We start from the raw sequence: 22,713 nt of genomic DNA on the forward strand, positions 1-22,713 counted from the left end.
AAAAAAAGAGACTGTTTGTGATAAACAGTCTCTTTCATATTTTATTTCTTCAGGCACTTTTCAAGGAACTGATCCTGTTCCCATAGAAGGTGTAAGATATTTTCTTTAGCCTGGTATCCGTGGGCTTCTTTTGGAAGAAGAACCATTTTTACCGGAGCACCCAGATTTTTCAAAGCCTGGAAGTATCTTTCTGTTTGTAAAGTGAAAGTTCCAGGGTTATTATCAGCATCCCCGTGAATCAGAAGAAGCGGGGTCTTCATTTTGTCTGCATTCATGAACGGAGACATCTTGTTATAAATCTCCGGAATATCCCAATAGTTTCTCTGCTCGCTCTGGAACCCGAATGGAGTTAAAGTTCTGTTATATGCCCCACTTCTGGCGATTCCACATGCAAAAAGGTCAGAGTGCGTCAGAAGGTTTGCGGTCATAAATGCCCCATAAGAATGCCCACCTACAGCTACTTTCTTTCTGTCGATATATCCCAGATGATCTACTGCATCAATTGCAGCTGCAGCATTTGCTACCAATTGTGGGATAAATGTATCGTTAGGTTCTGTTTTTCCTTCTCCAATAATCGGGAAAGCAGCATCATCAAGAACTGCATATCCTTTCGTTGTCCAGTATACAAAAGATCCGTAGTATGGGAATGTAAAATCATTCGGGTTTTGGGTGTTCTGCCCTGCCGTATTTTTATCTTTATATTCTGTAGGATAAGCCCAAATTAATAACGGAAGCTTCTCTTTTTTCGCTTTTCTATCGTAGTTAGCAGGAAGATAAAGCGTTCCTGTTAAGGTAACTCCATCATTTCTTTTATACGTAATCACTTCTTTGTAAACGTCTTTGATGCTTTCAAAAGGATTGGCAAAATTGGTTACAGCCTCTGCTTTATTGGATTTAATATTCTTTTTGAAGTAATTAGGATAAAGGCTCGGTGACTGTTGAGTCGTAAGAATCTCCCCCTTTGAAGCATTGAGGATATCAATGATTTCTTCCTTCCCGTCTTTTATATTAGAAGTGTAAAGTCTTTTCTTTTTCAGTGATTTCACATCCATTTCATCAATAAAAGGATGTTGTCCGTCTTTGGTAAATCCATTTCCAATCAGGTAGGCTTTTCCACCTTTCATATCGATGACATACTTTCCGTACTGGTTTTTTGTTGTGTTGAAGTTCCCCGGATCACTGTAAACATCCTGATAATTTCTGTCATCGAAAACTTTAGATTCTCCATTATTGGTATCTATCAGGTAAGATTTTGTATTTCTTGTGTCATACCAGCCTTCAGAAACAATGGCATAATGATCATTTGTCCAAACGACATCATCATATCTCTGCTTTGTTTTGAAGAAAGATTTCGGAGCCGCTGTAAATGGAGCCTCCCAGGTAAATACCTCGTCTCTGTACTCTGCTGTTTTAGACTGATCTCCTCCATCCAAAGCTTCAGCATACGTAAGAGTAGCAGGAGCATCACTTCTCCATGCCATATCTCTTTTTCCGGTTCTTACCGATGAGAATCCTTTCGGCATGATTTCATTCAAAGGAACTTCATTCACCGTTTTCACAGCATTCCCTTTCGTATCATACACCACTGTTGTTGAAGGAAATCTGTTTAGAGGAACGATATAAGAAAACGGCTTTTTGATCACTGTAGCCATCAGATAATTTCCGTCAGGAGAAAAACTTAAACCGGCATACATATCCTGATTTTTCAATTTCTTAAGATTTCCTGAGAAATCTACATTATAGATTTCAGAAGCGGTAAGCGTCTCAAAGTTTTTTTCGTCCTGAGGATTTTTCAAAAGATCCTGATACGTTCTGTTTTGGGAAACTTTACCATCTGCTGTTGAAACAATCGGACCTGTTGGAAGATCTTTGCTCGCATCTATAAGAGCGGGTCTATTTTGTGGAATTGCCCTGATCAGGAAGCTTTGAGAGTCATTATACCAAACATAGGGCATTCCTAAATTGGCATTCAGATTATCAGCCGTAATTTTTTTAGCAGAAGCGGTTTCCATATCCACTACCCAGAGTTCTACTCCTTTAGCAGTTGTATTGGTAAAAGCCAGTTTCTTTTCATCCGGTGAAAACGAAACATAGGTAATTTTTGGATTGGAAGGCAGATTCTTTACCTGAATCTCATTTTTATCATTGATCTTTCTGATCTTCAGATTATTTGAGTAAGTGGTACTGCTTGAAATATTGGTAACCGGATTGATCCTAAGACCGCCCAGTTTCATTTCCTGCTGGCTAAGATCTTCCAGGGTTTTATATGTAGGACGATACGTAAATACCACCCAGTCTTTTTTACTGTTCATCAAAACACTTGGTGGTCTTTGATAATCTGCCAGTTTTAAGATTTCTGCAGAGGGTTTCTGGTAAGTGATATTCTCCTGTGCATCATAAAAATTGAGAAATGCCAGAAGGCAAATAGTCAGTTTTATCTTCATATAAATTCATTTTCTACGAATGTAGTGAATTTTGCAATATTTATAAAATTAAATAAATAAGACTCTTTTTAGTGTCATATTTATTTTTTTATTACATTTACTTTACAAATCAAAAACAATATGAAAAATTTAAGAAAATTATCAAAGAGCAATCTGAAAACGATCATTGGAGGAAGTGCTCCATTATGTGATGCAGGCTATATGGCTTGCAGAGTAAAAGACGAAAACGGAAAGCTGATTTGGGAGTGCTTACCTAACTGCAATTATTAAGAACAAACAAGGCACTTCATTTCCTGAAGTGCCTTTCTTTTATTTTATATTGCTCTTATGGCAAGATTACCAGTCTGAAGCTCTTTTTCTTCTTTCTATCATATGATCTACCGAAACTTTTCCGGCACCGATTACCATCAACAGAAGATAAACGGAAAGATAGACAAGGGCCATTTCTCTTTTTTCAAAAGGATCTGCACCATGTACTGCAAAAGCTGCAATAATCATTGTAAAGATCAGAAACCCTAAAGAGATTCTTGTAAAAAGCCCTAATATAAGTAGTATTGAACAAACAAATTCAGCAAAAACCGTAAGAATAAGTGATATCTGAGGTCCTAGTCCCATAAAATCGAAAAACTCAATTTTACCGCCCGCCAATAGCATCTGAAGTTTTGGGAAACCATGAGAAAGCATTGCAAAGCCAACAAAGACTCTTACCGCTAATAAAACAATATCTTTAGGTATTGAGCTCCAATTTGAATGATTATAGTTCATGTACTAAAAAATTTATACTAAGATAATAAAAATCTTTTAATACAACGGGATTCCGGCTGTTTTAGTTTATCTGTAACCGAAATTTTTAAGATCTCTGTCGTTCTTTCTCCAGTCTTTTTTCACTTTTACAAATAGATTTAAGTGAATTTTTTTGGTGAAAAACTTTTCCAGGTCCAATCTTGCCTCTGTTCCTACTTTTTTGATAGCCTCTCCTTTGTGCCCGATAATAATTCCCTTCTGAGTATCTCTTTCTACATAAATAATAGAGTCGATGAAAATAATTCCTTCTTTCTCTTTGAACTGTTCTGTAACTACTTCTACAGAATATGGAATTTCTTTATCATAATTCAGAAGAATTTTCTCACGAATTGCCTCGTTTACAAAGAATCTTTCGGGTTTATCCGTGTACTGATCTTTATCGTAATAAGGAGGGTTCTCAGGAAGCAAAGATTTTATTTTAGGTAAAATGATCTCTGTATTAAAGGCATTCAATGCCGAAATAGGCAGAATTTCAGCCTTCGGAATTCTGTTGTGCCATTCTTCTACTAGTTTTTCAAGACCTGCCTGATCGGTCTGGTCTACTTTATTTAACAAAAGAAGTACTGGTACAGGGATTTTATTTAATTTATCAATTAAAAATTCTGATGGTTCCGCTTTATCGGTAACATCTACAATAAACAGGAAAACATCGGCATCCTGTAAAGAGTCCTTTACAAAATCCATCATTTTTTCCTGCAGTCCGTATTTTGGGTCCAATACTCCGGGAGTATCAGAAAATACAATCTGAAGGTCATCTTCATTATAAATACCAAAAATTCTGTGACGGGTTGTCTGTGCTTTCTGCGTTACAATCGCCAACTTCTCTCCCATTAATTGGTTTAGCAAGGTCGATTTTCCCGCATTGGGCTTTCCAACTATATTTACAAATCCAGCTTTGTGCATAAAAATAATATTACAAAGTGCAAAGTTAGTAAAACAAAATTGGTCTTTACCTTTAATCTCAATATTTAAAAAGAAAAAAGAGAGTTATATTCCGGCTATAGCATATTGAAAGGAATTTACAGGAAATCGATTGCCGGGGCTTATTTACTTTTTGGGAGTTTTATTTATTATAAAAGATTAAACCACCCCGTCAAAAATTCTTTGAATTTTCGCCACCCCTCCAGAAGAGGGGAATTTTCACCCTTTCCGTTGTAATATTTGATGATATGTATCCTGAGTCGGAAAAATTTTGATCACTTTATTGCAATATTTCTTATAAAAATCACGCTATAATTTTGTATTGCATTACCTAAAACTGATACTTTTGAATATTAGAATTCATCTTTATGAATATAGACCAGATTCTGGACAAGATTTACCTTCTTCCTGAAGCATCAAAAAACAGTTTAAAAGAACGTATCACAGAGGTTTCTCATCCTAAAGGTTTTTGCCTGATGGAAGCTGACAAAGTGATTCCGTACCTCTATTTTATCAGAAAAGGAATTGCGCGTGCTTACTCTTCCACTGCTGAGAATGATATTACGTTCTGGTTCGGAAGTGAGGGGCAATGCATTCTTTCTATGAAAAGCTATGTAGAGGATAAACCCGGCTATGAAAGCATCGAATTACTGGAAGACTGCGACCTGTACAGAATGGAAACAGAAAGTCTCAGAAAACTGTTTAATGAAGATATTCATATTGCCAACTGGGGAAGAAAATTAGCGGAAGCAGAAATGATAAAATCTGAAGAACTGATTATTTCAAGACAGTTCAAAACTTCTTTGGAACGCTATAAAGACATTATCTCCTATCAGCCTGATTTACTCAAAAGAGTTCAGCTTGGTTATATTGCTTCTTATCTTGGGATTACCCAGGTAAGTTTGAGCAGAATCAGAGCGGAGATAAAGTAAGTTCTACAATTGAAAAATTGAAGAATTGAAAGATTAAAAAATTCTTATGTTTTGGCTAAAGCCAGAGGAATGGTTTTTTATTATTGAGAGCGGACTAAAGTCTACCCCTATTGATATGGCTATAGTTTTTTCTTCCCACTTTCAGCTTCCAGCTCTCAAATTCTTTTCTGTAATCAACTCCGAAACTTCATTTTTTAACAATTGTAAAATTTTTTCTCCTGACAAAACCTGAACTTTGCCGTAGAAAAATTTAAAAAATGAATTGGATTATCTTAGTTATCGCGGGATTATTTGAAGTTGCCTTTGCATCATGTCTGGGAAAGGCAAAAGAAACATCAGGAACTGAAATGTACCTGTGGTATACCGGTTTCCTGATAACAATGACTATCAGTATGCTTCTGTTGATCAAAGCGACTCAAACACTGCCTATCGGTACTGCTTATGCGGTATGGACGGGAATTGGGGCTGTAGGAACGGCTTTAATGGGAATTATCTTCTTTAAGGATCCCGTTAGTTTTTGGAGAGTATTTTTTATTCTAACTCTTATTGCTTCTGTAGTAGGCTTGAAAGCTGTGTCTTCATCACATTAAAAGTGCATAAACTTCTATCTATATTTAAAAATGGAAACCGTCTTTATCATGAAGGCGGTTTTTTATTTTATAGGGTTGAATATCTATTTTTCTTATTTGTACTTTTACCTTGAAGCAAAAGTATACAAAAGTTCAAGACTGGAAACATCCACTAAAAATTTAAATTAACTCTTATAAGCATTCAAACTTCTACTGGTAATTCTTCATATAAAACCCGTTTCAGCAGTTGAAACGGGTTTTGTTTTATTTTTTGTATACTAAAGGTAAGATCTCATTATGCCTTAACCCGTATTTTTTTATTTCATCTTCCGGAAACTTCTGTGAGTAGAAATTCGGTTCTGTTTCAAAACCTGCCTTTCTTAAACGGTCAAAATAATCCATTCCATACCAACGGACATGATCATATTGTCCAAAGTGTTTCTGGCGTTCCTTAGGATCTTTGATGGTAAAATCTTCGTAAGTCTTCTCCAAAGAATTTTTCATCGGAACCTGAAGAATTCCCCACCCTCCGGGTTTCATCACTCTGTACAGCTCGCTCATTGCTTTTGCATCATCTTCAATATGTTCCAGAACGTGGTTACAGAAAATAATATCGAATGTTTCATTCTCAAAAGGTAAGTCCAGAATATCAGCCTTCACATCAACAATCGGAGAATATAAGTCTGCCGAAATGTAGTTCAGATTACTCATTCTCTTGAACTTTCTTAAAAATTCCTGTTCCGGAGCAATATGCAGAACTTTATAATTTTTAATAAAAAAATCAGTTTCGTTCTGAAGATACAGCCACATCTGGCGGTGTCTCTCCAAGCTTAATGTTCCGGGAGAAAGAGCATTTTCTCTCTGTTTTCCATATCCATACGGAAGGAATTTCCTGTAAGATCTTCCGTCGATAGGGTCAAAAAACTGATCTCCTTTGAAAAACTGATAGATAAGCGGTCTTGCCCAAATGCTCATCTTAATAAGCATTGGACGCGGTATTTTATTCAGTAAAAGCTTAGTTAACTTTTTCATTAAAAATCCAGTTGGAACTGCTTTTCTTCATCACTTACAATCCCTAAAGCTTCGTACACATATTCAAATGTTGAAAGCAATACCGGCTTACCATTGATCACCGCTACATCATGTTCAAAGTGAGCAGATGGCATATTATCTAACGTCGTTACCGTCCAGCCATCGCTATGGAATTTCACTTTCTCTGTTCCAAGATTGATCATGGGCTCAATAGCAATTGCTAAACCGTCTTTAATTATTTTTCCGCTTCCTTGTCTTCCGTAGTTAGGAACCTGTGGATCTTCATGCATTTTTCTTCCCAAACCGTGTCCTACAAGCTCTCTTACTACTCCATACCCTTCTTTCTCACAATGAGACTGAATTGCATGAGAGATATCTCCTATTCTTTTTCCTCTGACACATTGCTCAATACCTTTGTAAAGAGATTCTTTGGTAACCTGAAGCATCTTTTTTACCTCCGGCTTCACTTCTCCAATTTCAAAAGTATACGCATGATCTCCTACGAAACCGTTAAGAATAGCCCCACAGTCTACAGAAAGGACATCTCCTTCTTTTATTTCTTCCTTGTTGGGAAAACCATGAACTACCTGCTCATTTGGAGAGATACACAAAGAGTTTGGAAACCCTCCATATCCTAAAAATGCAGGTTCAGCACCATGATCTTTAATGAAATCATGAGCCAATTTATCCAAATATAAGGTTGTAATCCCTGGTTTAATTTCTTTTGCCAACATTCCCAATGTTTTAGAAACCAAACGGGCGCTCTCCTTCATCAGACGTAATTCGTCTATCGTTTTTAATTGAATCATTGTATATAGATGTTAGATATTAGATGTTAGAAGCTGGATTACAGCATTACGCTTATTTTTGCGTCCAATCATCTTATGAACTTTCTATCATAAATTATAAAAAATCAGAAGTATTTGATGTTAAAAGGTTAACATCTACAATATAGCTTCTATCTTCTATATCTTACCAGAAAAGTCCTTTTTTCTTTTCTTTTTTAAGTTTTGAATAGGCAAGAACTTCTTTTCCTTCTACACGGAATTCTATTCTTTCCTGAATAATATTGTAGATCTCACCCCAACCTGGGAATCCACCTAAATTTCTGTCGTCAATGAACCAGTCTGCGTCTAATTTTCTGGATTGAGTCTCAGAGTCAAAAACTTCTCCTTCAAAACTTGAATTCACTGCATAAAATTCTATTCCGTTTTTTTTGCAAAATTCTACAGCTTCATCTAATGTTTTTCCGTGTCTGTAAGTCCAAAGAATAAGTCTAAAACCTTCGGCCTGGAGTCTTCTTAATGTTTCGAAAGCAAAAGTTTTCGCTTTTCCAATTGCCGGGTAAGCGTCATCTACAATCGTTCCGTCAAAGTCAACAGCAATCTTTTTATTATTTAACATTTTGTTTTTTTTAGCTTTTGCAAAGATAAGAAATAAAAAGAGTGCCCAAAAGAAAGGCACTCAATACTTTTATAATTTAAATAATATGTAAATCAATTATTTCTTTACCCAGCTGAACTGAAACTGAAGATCTGGAGTAGAAACTCTGTCTGTGATCTTCTGTAGTCTTGCAGGAAGCTTCATCAGATATTCCTGAGCTTTTTCTGCTTTTTCTGTAAGTCCTTTCACGTGTTCAATTTTCCATTCATCTAAAAGGTCTTTCATGATATTGATATAATCATGACCAGTATACACCATACATCTTTGTGCTGCATCTGAGAAGTGTCCCCAAAGTTCTCCTGCCTTCTGCCCTGACTGTCTCATCAGGTGAGCCGGCATTACAATCTTCTTACGCATCATATCTTCGAAGGCAAGAATCATTTCTGAAGGGTCTATTTCAAGAATTTTAGCAACGAAATGTTTGTATGCTTTAGCGTGTCTTGCTTCATCTGCAGCAATTACCCCACACATTTTTGCCAGTTTTCCGTTTCCGGATTGTTTTGCAAGCGTACCTACTCTTCTGTGAGAAATATTGGTTGCTGTTTCCTGGAAACTTGTGTAGACAAAATTTCTATACGGATCCATGCTTGTTCCCAAGTCGAAACCATCATTAATCAGGTATTGAGTCGTAATCTCTACTTCTCTCATGTTTACTCTTCCACACAGATAAAGGTATTTGTTTAATAAATCTCCGTGTCTGTTTTCTTCTGCAGTCCATGCTCTTACCCAATTGGCCCAACCTAATTTCCCTTCCTGATTGATTCCGTCAACTCCCATCAACCAAGACTCATAAGAAGGAAGTGCTTCTTCTGTGATACAGTCTCCAATCAGTGTTACGAAAAGATCATAAGGCATTTCACGGGCAAAAGTCTGAATTTCTTCTAAATCGTGTTTGAATTCATCGCTTGAAGGATCTGGTAAATAATCGGAAGGCTGCCAGATTTTTTCAATTGGCGTTAAAAATTTATCAAGAAAAGAACCTACTTCCTTTTCCAATATTCCCATTACTTCTTTCCTTACAAGCTTTTGATACATTTTACTATTCAGTTTTAATTTACAAAGATATGATTTATTTATTATTTAGCGCATAATAAAGTATGCAAGTCATACCTTATCTGACATAAGTCATAAAAAAAATGCCGCTACAAAAGTATAACGGCATTTTTTTAACAATATTATTGAATTTTAGTTAACTAAAACTTCTCCTGTCATTGTATCTGGTATTTTAACCCCCATTACATTAAGGATTGTAGGGGCTACATCTCCTAATTTTCCGGGTTTTAGGTTCCAGGTATGTTCTTTATCCATCACGATAAAAGGAACCAGATTTGTAGAGTGCTGGGTATTAGGAGTTCCGTCTGCATTGATCATTACATCAGAGTTTCCGTGGTCTGCAAGAATGAAAACAGCATATCCGTTTTCATAAGCAGCTGTTGCCACTTTTTCTATGCACTGGTCTACTACTTCAGCAGCTTTTACAGCAGCTTCAAAAATACCTGTATGCCCTACCATATCTGTATTGGCGAAATTTAAGCAAACAAAATCAGCGGTTCCCTGTTCCAATTCTGGTACGATGGCATTGGTAATATCATAAGCTGACATTTCCGGTTTTAAATCATACGTAGGAACATCTTTTGGGCTTGGGCACAGCAGTCTTCTTTCCCCTTCAAATTCCTCTTCTCTTCCTCCTGAGAAAAAGAAAGTAACGTGAGGATATTTTTCAGTTTCTGCAATTCTGATCTGGGTTTTTCCATTTTTTTCAAGAATTTCACCCATTGTTTCCGTCAATACATTTTCGTCAAAAACGACCTGTACATTCTGAAATGTCTTATCATAGTTTGTCAGCGTGACATAATAAAGATTCAGCTTTTTCATAGAGTACTCCGGGAAATCCTTCTGAGAAAGCACTTCTGTAATTTCTCTACCTCTGTCTGTACGGAAGTTGAAACAGATCACCACGTCATTATCAATGATTTTTGCTACCGGAACTATATTTCCTGTCGCTGTCGTATTTATTAAAATAATGGGTTTCAAAAACTCATCGGTAACATTATTATCATAAGAAGCCTTAATCGCTGCCAAAGCATCCGTTGATGGCTCTCCTATTCCTTCTACAAGGGCATCATAAGCCAGTTTTACACGTTCCCATCTCTTGTCTCTGTCCATCGCATAGTATCTTCCTACCACTGTTGCCAGTTTTCCTGTAGTCACATCCATATGTTTCTGAAGCTCATCAATAAATCCAAATCCTGAATGCGGATCACAGTCTCTTCCATCGGTAAATGCATGAACAAAAACGTTCTCATTCAAACCAAAGTCTTTTGCTGCAGTCAGTAATCCTTTTAAATGATTGATATGTGAGTGTACTCCTCCATTGGAAACCAATCCGATAAAGTGTATTTTTTTATTTTCTCTTTTGGCATATTCAAAAGCATCCTGAATCACTTTTTCCTGGCCCAGTGTTCCGTTTTCAACAGCCATGTTGAGTTTAACAAGGTTCTGGTAAACGACTCTCCCGGCTCCCAGGTTCATGTGCCCTACTTCAGAATTTCCCATCTGTCCCGCTGGTAACCCCACAGCCAGCCCACTTGCTTCAAGTGTAGTATGTGGAAATTTTTTGTAACAGCTGTCTATGAATGGTGTGTTTGCTTTGTCTATTGCAGAAACGTTAGGGTTTGTTCCCAATCCCCATCCGTCAAGAATTGCCAGTATTGCTTTTTTTGACATTTTGTAAAACTTTTGTTATACAAATTTACCTAATTTCCTATGAATAGAAGAATTTGAAGTCTTGAATTTTATTGATGACTGATTTTGTTATCATAAAAGACGCAAAAGCTTTTTAACACTTAAGCTATTTTAAGTGATATGATGGCTGCATAGAAGTTCACTTAAGTTTTGAAAAATATGAGATTTTTCCTGATATCACAATGGGGTTATCACCTGTAGTCTGCTCAGGGTTTTTATATTCGCGGAACCCTGTCAAGGTTTAAAACCTTGACAGGGTTTAAAAATTGAAATTTCGTTGGTTATTTCAGTCAATTAATCGGTAAATCTTTTTAATTTTGCTGCATGGATTTACGAGATCAATTGAAGAATCTTTTTCCTGATCATGATGAGCAGGATTTTGAGATGCCTGAAGAGCAATTCAAGCAGAAAGAGCCTTTGGTATGCAAGTTTGAGAAAAAAGGGAGAAATGGTAAGCCTGTAACCGTTGTTGAAGGTTGGGAAGGCAGTGAGGAAGAATTGAAAAAAATCTCAAAGAAAATAAAAACCACCCTGGGTATAGGCGGTTCTGAGAAGGATGGAACGATTATCATTCAGGGGGATAACCGTGATAAAATAATGAATATCCTTAAAGAAATGGGATATAAAACCAAACGTGTTGGCGGGTAGATCTAGAAATAGATCTGGGTCTCCGGAAGTAAGGTTTTTAAATTTTCAATTGTAGATTTTTCTATAGGATTTCCTGTAAGAATCAAAGTTTTCAGGTTTTTTAGCTGTTTGATTTCTACAGGAATATCTTTCAGATTATTATTGGCCAGATTCATGCTGACAATATTTTTCAGCCCTTTTACTTTGGGTGAAATTTCCGTGATATTATTTCCGCTTACATTCAGAAATTCAAGATACTGAGATTTGAACAGATTTTCCGGAAGTTTGGTGATCGAGTTCTGCTGCAGCTCAAGATATTTTAGATTTTTAGGAAAAGATAAATTCCCTAAATCATTGATCTGATTATCAGAAAGATTTAGAAACTTCAGATTTTTAATCTGGTCAAGCCTGTCTGCTATAAAGCTGATCTGGTTTCCCTGAAGATTAATTTCTTCCAACGTCGGAATTTCCATTAAGGCTTCGGGAAAGGTATTCAGGTTGTTGGCATCGAAATGCACTACCTTTAATTTCTGAAGCTTTGCAAGATTGGGATTAATGCTTGTCAGACTATTCAGATTCATTGAAAAAGTGGTCAGTTTCTTAAGATTACTTACCTCATCCGGAATATATTTAATGCTGTTTTCATTCACATTTAAAATTTCCAGTTCTTTTAATGCAAAGAGTTCCTGATCCATCTTTTCAAGCTTATTGGCCATGATATTCAAAAAGAATAATGAATCCAGCTTTACGATCTGAGGAGGAAGGTTAAAAAGACCTTTCTCTCTAAAACTCATACTGTAGACCGTTTTTTTACTGTTTAAAGCATCTTCGACATTGGTAAAAGTAGGATACTTCACAGGATCAATCTGTGCTTTGATCTGAGAAAGTGAAAGTATGGAAATAAGTAAGAAAAGTTTTTTCATAAAGATAAAACGTCTGCCAGCAACCAAGGCTGCCGACAGACAAGAATTATAAATAATTTATTTCTTTAAAAGTTTAACCGTTTTCTGGAAACCTCCTTCAGCTTCAATATTTAAAACTAAAACACGAGATCCTTCCAACTGTTGAGTGAAATCAAGGTCTAATACTTTGTTTGTCCCATTGAATTTCTTCGTATAAACGATTTTTCCGTCCATGCTGTAAGCGGTCACAGAAATATCTTTCAATCCTTTTGGTGAATTGATTTTTACGATTCCGGAAGTTGGATTTGGAGCTACTGTTACTGTATTTTCTGCAGTATGATTTTCAATAGTTCCTAAAGAACCTTCAATTCCTAAGTTATTTTTAAGTGCAATTACGATTGTTGCTGATTTTCCTTTATAATCAATAGTATTCCCTGTTGCATCAATATCTGTAGAGATGGTTGAATCCGGGTGCTGAATGGAGAAGAAACCAAATTTGTGATCAGGGGTAAATGTTAATCCTGTAGGTTCTGAACCAGCCGGCATAGAAGCAAATAATCTTACTTTAGGGTTGGCCTGTGTATGATCAGGAGCAATTACCCAGATATAGTTTTTGCCTCCGTCCTGAAGTACCCAAAGGTTTCCAAGTTCATCGAAAGTAAGGTTGTCATTTCCATCTCCCCAAGCTTCAGATTTCGTTCCCTGAGCGGTATTGAAAGAATATACAGAAGAACCTCCTCCTACAAATGTTTCTACCTGAGAAGCCGTAGTTCCGTTATCCTGAAGACGATATACTCTGTCTAATCCTTTTGCGGTAAAATAGATTTTACCATCCAACGGGCTGATGTCAACGTCTTCTACTCCGTTGAATTTTGTTCCTCCTACTGATAAAGCATTATTATTAGTGTTGTTCTGATCGGCTTTTTCTTTATTCGGAACCTGGACCCAAGTTGCTGTAGTTCCTACCGGATCTCCTGCAGCAGATAATCCCTGATCTAATTTTAGAACATAAAGGTTTCCTGAAGATAGGTCATTGGGAGTATCCATTACATATTTGTACACCATATGAGTACCTCCATCTTCCCCATAGTAAGCCACAGTTCCTGCATTATTGATCACCACGTTTTCATGGTTCATGATCCCCATCTGCCAAAGCTTACCTTTTGTCCCGTTCGTGTTTTTAGAGATAACCTGTGCTGTTGCCGGGTCTATTTCTACCAACCATCCGTAATCTTTATATCCATCATTGTTCACATCATTGGAAGTAACAGATTCTTCTGCTGTCACTATTGTTCCCCAAGGGGTAACTCCACCTGAACAGTTTCTGATGGTTTGTACCAGACTTGGATCTGAGAAGCTTACCGCTCTTGATTTTGTCAGCTGCCAAAGCTTTGAAGTCGCATTATAGTTGATCTCTGCCATGGTAACTCCTCCAGGGTTTGTTTCATGGTTTACAGAAAGATATCCGTTCGTACTGCTTCCTGCTTTTGCAACATACCCTGTAAAGTCATTCTGACCTCCTACGAATCCCCCCCCTTCAGTATAGCTATCTCCTTCTTTTAGAATAAGCTGGTATTTATGTTCAGCAGGGATAATCAGTTTGTTGGTCTGTGCTGTAGGTACAATGGAAGTAAAGCAGCTGATATGGGTTCCGTTACAAGCTACAGGAATAGTTGTATTGGCTGTTGTTTTCAGATAAGCATCAATTCTTAAATCTGAACTGGTTACACTTCTGTTATGTAATTCAACAGAGATTCTGTTGACACCGTTTACAAATTTTGATTTTGGGATAGAAAAAAGGTTATAAACACTCTCTGCCGCCCCGTCAATAGTAGTCGTTGAGAAAGTGTTGAATGTAACCGTACCTGCAGGCATATTATCTCTAACTACTTCTTCACCGTTAAGGTATACTATGATACCGTCATCTCTCATTACCCCAAGCTCCATATTATCGGAAAGCGTTGAAAAATCTACGGTAAAGTCTTTAGCAAAATAAGCTGTAGTAAGCCCGGAATTGATCGTTGTAGTTACCGGATCTCCATATCCTAGCGGGCCGTCTCCTACCGACCATGTTGAAATGTCATAGGTTTTAGCATTCCATCCGGCTGGCTGAGCCTGATTATTATCTTTGTAGTTCCAAGACGCATTCTTGTTGAATATAAAGGTCTGCGCCTGAATACCAGAACTGGCAAGTACAGCCAAAGTTCCTATTGCTAGTAGTTTTCTTTTCATTTCTTATTAGATTTATTAGACGTTGCAAAACTATTTTTTTAAAGCTTTCCTTCTGTTAATAGGACTTTAAATATAAATCGGTCAATATTAAATTATCAAAAACCTAATGTTAAGGGGATTAATTTTTCGTTAAATAATGCGGGTTCGAGGTGCGGGGGTTGGAGGGTTTTAGAATTAGAGAGGCGAGTTGTTGGATTTCGGTATATGTTTTGTGTGCTGGTAAGTTTCGGGATTCAAAATGGAGAAAGTTTTTAGATGCTGATTAGAGGAAATACAAAAATGATGAACTTTAAACAAGCTGCTTATCTTTTATTTAATCATATTTTACATTTCAATCTGAATCTCCCAATCACATAATTATCTCCTGCATCCCAAACTCTAAAACCCTCCAACTCTAAAACTCTCAAACATAACTCCTCCTATTTCGCTTTACTCACATCGGTAAGAGCATTCAGAAAGGCTATCATCTGTTTTATTTCTGTTTCTGTGAGATTTAACTTATCCGGGGCCAGCGTTTGGTTTTTCATTTTTAATCCTAATCCTTCTCCACCTCCTTCATTATAAAAATCCAGAACTTCCTCCAATGTGTTGAAAGCTCCATTATGAAAATAGGGTTTGGTAAGGGCAATATTTCTCACCGTCACCGTTTTGAAAGAATAGTCGTAAATCCATGATTTTTCCTTTTTCACAGGGCTGTTTCCTCTTCCTAAATCCTGATCAAGTTCCACAGGAAGCTGTTTGATCGGTCTGGCAGTTATTCCCAGTACTTCAGATTCATTTTCATTAAAAAATGGGGGCACCAATCCTGAAAAATGAGGCGCAAAGTGACAGGTTGCACAATTGGCTTTTCCCATAAACAGATTGAATCCTTTTTTCACATCATCAGACACCTCTTTTTCATTCCTCATAAAGCGGTCAAAATCACTGTCAAACGAATACAATGAAGCAACATATGAACTTAATGCTTTTGAAAAATTCTCTTTGCTGATCTTTCCGTCTTTGAACGCGGTACGGAATGCTTTTTTATATTCAGGTTTTGTTTTTAGCTTCTGAATAATGCTTTCATAGCTGGTGTTGAATTCCTGGTCATTATAAATAACGTGCTCTGCCTGCTGCTCAAGATAAAAAGCACGGAGGTCATAGAAAAACCTCTTGGCAAAAACAGCATTATATAAAGAAGGTGAATTTCTCAAAACTGTTTTTCCTTCTACATTGCTTTGTGATTTTGCTTTAAGATCGGTAAAGGCGTTTTCCTGAAGGTGGCAAGTCGCACAGCTCATTTTTCCGTTACCGCTCAAATTCTGGTCATAGAAAATAGATTCCCCCAGGTTTCGGAGGTCAGGATTATCTTCTGAAGATTTCAATAAAGTATAAAAATAAGGATCTAAAAAATCACTGCTGAAAAAGTTTTTATTTCCAACATTCCAGCCGGAAAATTCTTTCAGATCATCAGGTCTTCCGTCCCAGTTTCCTAATTCTTCATACAATGGCTGTATGTATTTTTTATAGAATTCAATTCTGTCAAAAGTTTCAAAATCGGTGTTTTTTGAAAGGTAGCTGATTGCTTCTGTTAAAGTTTGATTGGCTTTCTTAGTATTATAATTTTTAAAATAAGGATCATCATTAATGTATTTCTGCATCCCTGAAAGCGCATGGCTTGTCTCCTCAGAAATGTTCAAAGATCCGGGAGTATCAAAACCAGACACTCCAAGTGAGTATATCCTGATCAGTTCTATCCTTAAGGGTAATGTCCTGTTGTTTCCTTTACTCAACCCGTTTTTTAAAGCACTTAAATAAAACCCGGAATAGCTGTTGTATAAAAAGGCTGTAATGGTTTTAATCTTTTCTTTCTCATTTTTTGCTTCATCTGAAAATATAAGTTCATCCAACACCTGCAATCCTTCGGGAGGAAGTGTATATGCCGATGTTCCCGCAGCTTCAATATGAAACAAAGGGGCTGCATTAAGGTGGGTTTTGGAAAATTCAGGATAATGGTAGGCGATATAGAATTCTATTTCCTTGAATGAATTTCTTGTACTGCTCAGGGATTTCTGTAATTCTTCAAGAGAAATACGGTCTTCAGAGAACTTATCAACATCTGATTTCAGCTGTTCCAGCTTGGTTTTAAAATCAGTTAATCCTTTATTGACAAATGTATTTTCACTTTCTATTCCTTTATAAACAGGATTAAAAGACATTACTGCAAATCCTATCAGAAGGATAATTACAAGCAGTGGGTAAGATCTCATTAATTTTTAGCGGCAAAAGTATTAATCTGATGTTATCTCAGTTTTAATAGCAGATTAAATAATGTTTATATTTCTGATACAATATTTTTCACTAATTTTAAACCCCGAAATCAAATTCATTATTCTAAAGGAAACGGTTTTTCAAAATACCGGTAAAAATAATGGCGGGAGATTATTGGGAGAGGATTTTTTACATTAAATTCAACACATCAAAAAACTAAGATAGTATTATGAAAACAAAACTATGGTTTGCTGTTACAGCAAGTTTCCTTTCTTTGACTGCATTTTCACAGAAAAAAAAGCAATCGGAAAAACAATCCGGGAAGCAGCAGGAAATGGCTGTATATGCAGAGAAAAGAGGTTCTGATTATTATTTGGTCCGCCTTGAGAAGGATAAAGAGATTCCTAATGTTTATGTATATTCCAATGGGGTAACCAAACCTTATAAAACTTATACTGACCTTAACAATATTCTTATGGATTTTCCTGGAATGATGACATCCAACAACTCCACAAAAGAAGAATTGGTTTCGATTCTTAAAAAAGATGATCATTTCTACGAAATCACTTCACAAAGGAAAGATCCTAAAAATATTGAAAAAACTGTCGTTACTGTATATGAGGTAATGAACGGTCAGAAAAGGATTGTAGAAGAATATAATGACATCTACGAGGTTATGGCATCTCCTTACAAAGACGCTATTATGATTAATTAAAAAACAAAAAATATACATATTATGCTAAACAAACTTGCTGCCTCAGAACTTGTTCTGAATGAAGATGGAAGTGTATACCACCTGAATCTTCTCCCTGAAGATATTGCTGACAAAATCATCCTTGTGGGTGACCCGGACAGAGTGGCAAAAGTTTCAAAATACTTTGATACTGTAGAGATCAAAAAAAATAAAAGAGAATTCTATACGCATACAGGAACGCTTCGTGGAGAAAGAATTACCGTAATGTCAACCGGTATCGGAACTGAAAACATTGATATCGTCATGAACGAGCTTGATGCTTTGGTGAATATCGATCTTAAAAACAAAGAGTTTAAAACTGAGCACAAAGCCCTTGAACTTTTCCGTATGGGAACTTGTGGAAGTGTAAACCCGGATGTACAGGTTGATAATATGCTGGTTACTCAGAATGTAGTAGGATTGGACGGATTGATGCACTTCTATCAGGATTACAACTTTGAAAATGAGTTTTCTAAAAGCTTCCTGGAGAAATTTCCTTACGAAAAAATAAAGCCGATGCTTTACTTCTCAGACTGGGCAGAAGAAATGGGTGACTATTACAAAGATGCCAAATACCACGGAAATACAGCAACATTCCCGGGATTCTATGCGCCACAGGGAAGACAGCTTCGTCTAAAAGCAGTGGATGACAAGTTTTTAGAAACATTGAATGATCTTGGAGTGACCAATTTTGAGATGGAAACCTCTGCGATCTACGCTCTTTCAAAATTATTAGGCCACAAAGCAATCACGGTAAACAACGTTATTGCCAATAGAAGACGCGGTGAGTTCTCAGCAGACCACCATGCTTCTGAGAAAAACCTTATTGACTGGGTATTGGAAAGAATTATTAAGTAATTAAATCTATTTACATTTAGATATTAAAACTCCGTAAGCTATTTCCGGAGTTTTTTTATAGGTTTTGGCTAAAGCCAATGGTTTATTATTGTATTGACAAACGGACTAAAGTCCGTTCCTATTGAATTTTATTTTGTTGAAAATATTGACATTGTCATTCCTTAGAAAACCAGTTTTGAAGACAAAACTTTCTTTCCTTTTACTTCAAACTTTTCTTCGTCAGGTATATTTTCTATGCATTAATGACATGGAAGATTAAAGGCACACTCTATATTTTGTTTCGGATTGTATTTCGGGCTATGATTATTTTATTATTTTAGCTCAATCAAAAACTAACCATTGAATATGAAAAACACTAAGCAGCCGGAAACGAATAAGCTTTCTGAACTCTCCATTGAGGAACTTACAAAAGAAGAAAAAAAACGTTCCGCAGCCCATATTTCTTTTTGCATTATTCTGGCGCTGCTGTTAGCAGCCTGTATTTATGTCACCATAAAGAAAGGGTTCAATGGAATTACCCCGCTTCCTTTAGCTTTCTTTCCTTTATATCTTATTATAAGAAAAAGCTGGCAAGATGCCCGTAAGGAGCTTCAGTCCCGTAAGCTTAATTAAAATTGATAACAATAATAAAAAAGACTTCCAGTCGGAAGTCCTTAACACCATATCAATTATAATAAAAAAACCTATTATTTAAAACTCATTGATCATCACATAAAAATGTCCGTAATACAAACCACTCGCACTTCCCGAGATATTCGTGAGATTAATGGTAATACTGGAAGTGGAAGTCATCCTTGGATTCGAGATAGAAAATGAAGAATTTCCAGGAAAGTCTCCCGCTGGAGAAACCACGACAACAGCTCTTGTAGAGCCAGGCTGATATCCTGCCGGAACCGGAATATCAATTGTTGTAGATTTTCCGGGAGGCAAATTATTGATGGATATTCCCGGCCATGCTTCAAAACTGATCTGATTTTTCTGCACACTGCCTCTCTCTCCCAATTTGAACTGCCCGCTTACATCCAGTTTCGCAGAAGTATTCGGAGCACCAGTGCCAATACCTACATTTGCATTATTATCTCCCAAAACAATGGCATTGGCCTGTGAAGTTGTTGCCCCGTATCCTACTGCTGTTGAATATTGTCCCAATGCATTAGCACCAGAGCCTAAAGCCGTTGAGTTTTGACTATTTGTTACTGCATTATATCCTAAAGCAGTTTCACTATTTGTATTCGTTTTCGCGTTATATCCTAATGCGATAGACTGAAATCCATCTGCTGAGGAATTATTTCCAACGGCAACAGATTCGTTACCGCTCGTCTGTGCATGAAACCCTATTGCCGTAGACCTGAATCCGACCGCTGCAGTTTTATTTCCTACTGCTAAAGCTTCATTACCGGAAACTGCTGTTGCACTCCCAATGGATATTCCCATAAATGCAGCGCTAGCACTCCCAATGGCAATACCATTCTGCCCTGCATTGGATCCTATTCCCAGACTTATAGAATTATCAACGCCCAATCTGCCGGCTGTTAATGCATTAACTTTGAAGATAAGATCGTCATATGTTTTTGTTCCTAATGCCAGTGTGGTATTTGCTCCTCCGTAATTCCCTGCGTTAGTCCCTGTAAGGTTCCAGCTTGTGCCATTATCTATTTTAGTGGGATCACCGCCATTCGTTAAGATCTTGTTCCATTTTGATTCAAACCAATAATAAAACCCAATTTCTTTTAAAACTGCATTTCCATTGTTCCATACGATGAGCCCGTCTGCCGGTGAAGGCACGGTAACGTTGTCCGTTGTACTTGCCAAAGCAATACTTGGAAGGAGTACCCCTTTATTGCTGGCATTAATATGCAGCATGGCTGAGGCTGCCGGGCTAGGAGTTCCTATCCCAACCTGAGCATATATAAAATAATTAAAGAATAATAAAAGAAAGGTGAATCGTAGTTTATAGTTTTTATGCATTATCTGCTTTTTTTAAGGACGCAAATATACAAATTTTCAACAATATACCTATTTTATTGATAAAATCATAATTAAAAACACATTATAGTGATTAAAACAAACCTTAATCACTATTTAATGAAAAATGTTTAAATATCAAGTAGTTATCAAATGATGTATTCATAAGCTTTTACAGATATCTCTAATTTTATGATTAGTTTTTATAATTATATTATTATTAATAAACATCACTAAAAAATGAATAAAGTACAAGTATTACTTTCTCGTAAAACAACTTTTTATATGGTCATTCATCATTCCGGTCGCTTGCATATGAGCATAAATTACCGTTGAACCGACAAATTTGAACCCTCTTTTTTTGAGATCTTTAGAAATAAGGTCGGAAATTTCTGTAGTGGCAGGAACATCGGCTAGAGTTTTGGGTATTTTATCAATTGGTTTTCCGCCTATAAACCCCCAGATATAGCTGGAAAAGCTTCCGAATTCTTTCTGAATTTCCATAAATTTCTGTGCATTGGTAATTGTAGCCATTATTTTAAGCCTGTTTCTGATGATTCCGGAGTTATTCATCAGATCTTCGATCTTTTTATCAGGATAGGCTGCTATTTTTTTATAATCAAAATGGTCAAAAGCTTTTCTGAAATTTTCTCTTTTGGCCAAGATAGTATACCAGCTCAGTCCGGCCTGAAAACTTTCAAGAATCAGAAATTCAAATATTGTTTCATCATCATAGATGGGTCTTCCCCACTCTTCATCATGGTATTTTCTATAGAGATCATCTTTTTCGCACCATCCACAGCGTATTTTTTCCATCATATTCTATTTTGTTATCTAAGGTAAGTTTGATTTGAAAAATTATAACATAAGATTATGAAAAATTTAACAGAGACATCTAATTTTAGGAATGGTTATTGTTTAATTACTGATACCAAACTAAAATTTATAGTATTATGAACAATTCAGAGTATAACAAAGCGGAAGATGCAGTAAACAATGTAGAAAATTCTATACAGAATGCAGCAGACAAAACGAAATGGAAAGTCAATGAATTGGCAGACAAGGCCAAAGATTTTATCAATGAAAAGAGGAGTAATGATCAGGAGGCCAATCAGGAAGACTGGTTAGATAAGGTAAAAGCTAATGTATCCGATGCATGGGAAGATATTAAGGATAAAGCAGATGAGGCATGGGAAAAAACCAAAGATGCGGCAGAGGATGTAAAGGCAGAATGGAATAAAAAAACAAATTAGTATTTCAGTCATATAAATATTTTCAATAAAATGGAGTCTTAAATTGATAAGGCTCCATTTTTATTATGTCATAACCACAATTATTGCTACATTTGTATTATAATAAACATTAAAAAATTATGTCATACGGTTTACTTAAAGGCAAAAAGGGAATTATTTTTGGAGCCCTTAATGAACAATCTATCGCATGGAAAGTTGCTGAGAGATGCCATGAGGAGGGTGCTGAATTTATCTTATCTAATGCTCCAATTGCTTTGAGAATGGGAGAGCTCAATGATTTAGCAGAAAAAACAGGTTCTGAAGTAATAGGTGCTGATGCTACTTCTGTAGAAGATCTTGAAAAACTTTTTGATGCCGCTGTTGCCAAATTTGGAAAAATCGACTTTATCCTTCATTCTATTGGTATGTCTATCAATGTAAGAAAAGGAAAACATTATACAGAAATGAACTACGATTGGTTGGAAAAAGGTTGGGATATTTCAGCTGTTTCTTTCCATAAAGTAATGCGTGTAGCATGGGAAAAAGACTGTATGAACGAATGGGGAAGTATTTTGGCACTTACTTATATTGCTGCACAGAGAACATTCCCGGATTACAATGATATGTCTGATAACAAAGCATATCTGGAAAGTATTGCAAGAACTTTCGGAAACTATTGGGGTGAAAGAAAAGTACGTGTAAATACCGTTTCTCAGTCTCCTACAATGACTACAGCAGGTAGCGGTGTGAAAGGTTTCGGAGGATTCCTTGGATATGCAGAAGATATGTCTCCACTAGGAAACGCTACGGCTCTTGAATGTGCAGACTATTGTGTAACGCTATTCTCTGATCTTACTAAAAAAGTAACCATGCAGAATCTTTTCCACGATGGTGGATTCAGCAGCTCAGGGGTTACTCAGAAAGTAATCAGCAAATATGATGTTGAATAACAACAAGTCATCTTCAAAAACAACGAACTGATACAGTTTCGTTTACAATAAATTAAAACCCATGAATCTGTTTC

At 36.4% G+C, this 22,713-nt stretch carries 22 protein-coding genes; 9 read left to right on the top strand and 13 right to left on the bottom strand.

Features of this window, described 5'->3' with window-relative positions:
- Window positions 1-41: 41 nt before the first annotated feature.
- Window positions 42-2,444 (bottom strand): alpha/beta hydrolase family protein, encoded by a 2,403-nt coding sequence (locus AC07UM_RS01625; protein WP_494682778.1) that lies wholly within the window; start codon window positions 2,442-2,444, stop codon window positions 42-44.
- A 120-nt stretch (window positions 2,445-2,564) separates the two neighbouring features.
- Here AC07UM_RS01625 and AC07UM_RS01630 point away from each other — a divergent pair, with 120 nt between their 5' ends.
- Entirely contained in the window at window positions 2,565-2,714 is a 150-nt protein-coding gene (locus AC07UM_RS01630) for a bacteriocin-like protein (RefSeq protein WP_185147134.1), read from the top strand.
- 66 nt (window positions 2,715-2,780) lie between these two features.
- Here the strand turns inward: AC07UM_RS01630 and AC07UM_RS01635 are convergent, their stop codons facing one another.
- Both AC07UM_RS01635 and era read right to left on the bottom strand, forming a co-directional pair.
- Window positions 2,781-3,209 carry a DoxX family protein gene (locus AC07UM_RS01635; protein ID WP_494682777.1) on the bottom strand — a complete coding sequence of 143 codons (429 nt, stop codon included), beginning with the start codon at window positions 3,207-3,209 and terminating at the stop codon, window positions 2,781-2,783.
- Between the two features lie 66 nt (window positions 3,210-3,275).
- The gene (era, locus tag AC07UM_RS01640; protein WP_103233612.1) at window positions 3,276-4,151 is read right to left on the bottom strand and encodes a GTPase Era; all 876 of its coding nucleotides are present in this window, start codon (window positions 4,149-4,151) and stop codon (window positions 3,276-3,278) included.
- Between the two features lie 386 nt (window positions 4,152-4,537).
- On the opposite strand from era, the gene AC07UM_RS01645 reads away from it, so the two are divergent.
- Together AC07UM_RS01645 and AC07UM_RS01650 are read left to right on the top strand one after the other, a co-directional pair.
- On the top strand, window positions 4,538-5,101 hold the full coding sequence (locus tag AC07UM_RS01645; protein WP_494682776.1) for a Crp/Fnr family transcriptional regulator: 564 nt from the start codon (window positions 4,538-4,540) through the stop codon (window positions 5,099-5,101).
- A gap of 257 nt (window positions 5,102-5,358) precedes the next feature.
- Window positions 5,359-5,691, top strand: coding sequence for a DMT family transporter (locus AC07UM_RS01650; protein WP_124531088.1), 333 nt, complete (start codon window positions 5,359-5,361; stop codon window positions 5,689-5,691).
- A 243-nt stretch (window positions 5,692-5,934) separates the two neighbouring features.
- On the opposite strand, the gene AC07UM_RS01655 is transcribed toward AC07UM_RS01650, so the two are convergent.
- The 5 genes from AC07UM_RS01655 to gpmI form a co-directional block, all read right to left on the bottom strand.
- Complete coding sequence (locus tag AC07UM_RS01655) at window positions 5,935-6,702, bottom strand: class I SAM-dependent methyltransferase (RefSeq protein WP_103234042.1); 768 nt, start codon at window positions 6,700-6,702, stop codon at window positions 5,935-5,937.
- Complete coding sequence (map, locus tag AC07UM_RS01660; RefSeq protein WP_494682775.1) at window positions 6,702-7,511, bottom strand: type I methionyl aminopeptidase; 810 nt, start codon at window positions 7,509-7,511, stop codon at window positions 6,702-6,704. Before map ends, AC07UM_RS01655 begins: the two co-directional genes overlap by 1 nt.
- Window positions 7,512-7,674: 163 nt before the next feature.
- Entirely contained in the window at window positions 7,675-8,106 is a 432-nt protein-coding gene (locus AC07UM_RS01665; RefSeq protein ID WP_109738270.1) for a BT0820 family HAD-type phosphatase, read from the bottom strand.
- Window positions 8,107-8,202: 96 nt separating this feature from the next.
- On the bottom strand, window positions 8,203-9,180 hold the full coding sequence (locus AC07UM_RS01670; protein ID WP_103234039.1) for an acyl-ACP desaturase: 978 nt from the start codon (window positions 9,178-9,180) through the stop codon (window positions 8,203-8,205).
- Between the two features lie 150 nt (window positions 9,181-9,330).
- Window positions 9,331-10,872 carry a 2,3-bisphosphoglycerate-independent phosphoglycerate mutase gene (gpmI, locus tag AC07UM_RS01675; RefSeq protein WP_494682774.1) on the bottom strand — a complete coding sequence of 514 codons (1,542 nt, stop codon included), beginning with the start codon at window positions 10,870-10,872 and terminating at the stop codon, window positions 9,331-9,333.
- Window positions 10,873-11,214: 342 nt separating this feature from the next.
- Here gpmI and AC07UM_RS01680 point away from each other — a divergent pair, with 342 nt between their 5' ends.
- Window positions 11,215-11,538, top strand: coding sequence for a translation initiation factor (locus AC07UM_RS01680; protein WP_109738269.1), 324 nt, complete (start codon window positions 11,215-11,217; stop codon window positions 11,536-11,538).
- 2 nt (window positions 11,539-11,540) lie between these two features.
- On the opposite strand, the gene AC07UM_RS01685 is transcribed toward AC07UM_RS01680, so the two are convergent.
- The 3 genes from AC07UM_RS01685 to AC07UM_RS01695 all read right to left on the bottom strand — a co-directional run bounded on the left by AC07UM_RS01685 (window position 11,541) and on the right by AC07UM_RS01695 (window position 16,900).
- Complete coding sequence (locus AC07UM_RS01685; RefSeq protein WP_494682773.1) at window positions 11,541-12,440, bottom strand: leucine-rich repeat domain-containing protein; 900 nt, start codon at window positions 12,438-12,440, stop codon at window positions 11,541-11,543.
- Between the two features lie 57 nt (window positions 12,441-12,497).
- On the bottom strand, window positions 12,498-14,651 hold the full coding sequence (locus AC07UM_RS01690) for an alkaline phosphatase PhoX (protein WP_494682772.1): 2,154 nt from the start codon (window positions 14,649-14,651) through the stop codon (window positions 12,498-12,500).
- A gap of 419 nt (window positions 14,652-15,070) precedes the next feature.
- The gene (locus AC07UM_RS01695) at window positions 15,071-16,900 is read right to left on the bottom strand and encodes a cytochrome-c peroxidase (RefSeq protein ID WP_494682771.1); all 1,830 of its coding nucleotides are present in this window, start codon (window positions 16,898-16,900) and stop codon (window positions 15,071-15,073) included.
- Window positions 16,901-17,130: 230 nt separating this feature from the next.
- On the opposite strand from AC07UM_RS01695, the gene AC07UM_RS01700 reads away from it, so the two are divergent.
- The 3 genes from AC07UM_RS01700 to AC07UM_RS01710 all read left to right on the top strand — a co-directional run bounded on the left by AC07UM_RS01700 (window position 17,131) and on the right by AC07UM_RS01710 (window position 19,104).
- Window positions 17,131-17,616, top strand: coding sequence for a hypothetical protein (locus AC07UM_RS01700; protein ID WP_494682770.1), 486 nt, complete (start codon window positions 17,131-17,133; stop codon window positions 17,614-17,616).
- A 21-nt stretch (window positions 17,617-17,637) separates the two neighbouring features.
- On the top strand, window positions 17,638-18,492 hold the full coding sequence (locus AC07UM_RS01705) for a nucleoside phosphorylase (protein ID WP_124531081.1): 855 nt from the start codon (window positions 17,638-17,640) through the stop codon (window positions 18,490-18,492).
- Window positions 18,493-18,837: 345 nt separating this feature from the next.
- A complete protein-coding gene (locus AC07UM_RS01710) occupies window positions 18,838-19,104 on the top strand; it encodes a hypothetical protein (RefSeq protein ID WP_494682769.1) in 267 nt (88 codons plus the stop codon).
- Between the two features lie 78 nt (window positions 19,105-19,182).
- Here the strand turns inward: AC07UM_RS01710 and AC07UM_RS01715 are convergent, their stop codons facing one another.
- Together AC07UM_RS01715 and AC07UM_RS01720 are read right to left on the bottom strand one after the other, a co-directional pair.
- Complete coding sequence (locus AC07UM_RS01715; protein ID WP_494682768.1) at window positions 19,183-20,460, bottom strand: phage tail-like protein; 1,278 nt, start codon at window positions 20,458-20,460, stop codon at window positions 19,183-19,185.
- A 255-nt stretch (window positions 20,461-20,715) separates the two neighbouring features.
- Complete coding sequence (locus AC07UM_RS01720) at window positions 20,716-21,273, bottom strand: DNA-3-methyladenine glycosylase I (protein WP_494683063.1); 558 nt, start codon at window positions 21,271-21,273, stop codon at window positions 20,716-20,718.
- Between the two features lie 137 nt (window positions 21,274-21,410).
- Here AC07UM_RS01720 and AC07UM_RS01725 point away from each other — a divergent pair, with 137 nt between their 5' ends.
- Window positions 21,411-21,710: a hypothetical protein gene (locus tag AC07UM_RS01725; RefSeq protein ID WP_494682767.1), complete on the top strand. Its 300-nt coding sequence runs from the start codon at window positions 21,411-21,413 to the stop codon at window positions 21,708-21,710.
- A 119-nt stretch (window positions 21,711-21,829) separates the two neighbouring features.
- Complete coding sequence (locus tag AC07UM_RS01730; RefSeq protein WP_494682766.1) at window positions 21,830-22,639, top strand: enoyl-ACP reductase FabI; 810 nt, start codon at window positions 21,830-21,832, stop codon at window positions 22,637-22,639.
- The last annotated feature ends 74 nt before the right edge of the window (window positions 22,640-22,713 follow it).

The organism is Chryseobacterium sp. GW821-FHT04C04 (genome assembly GCF_059420365.1).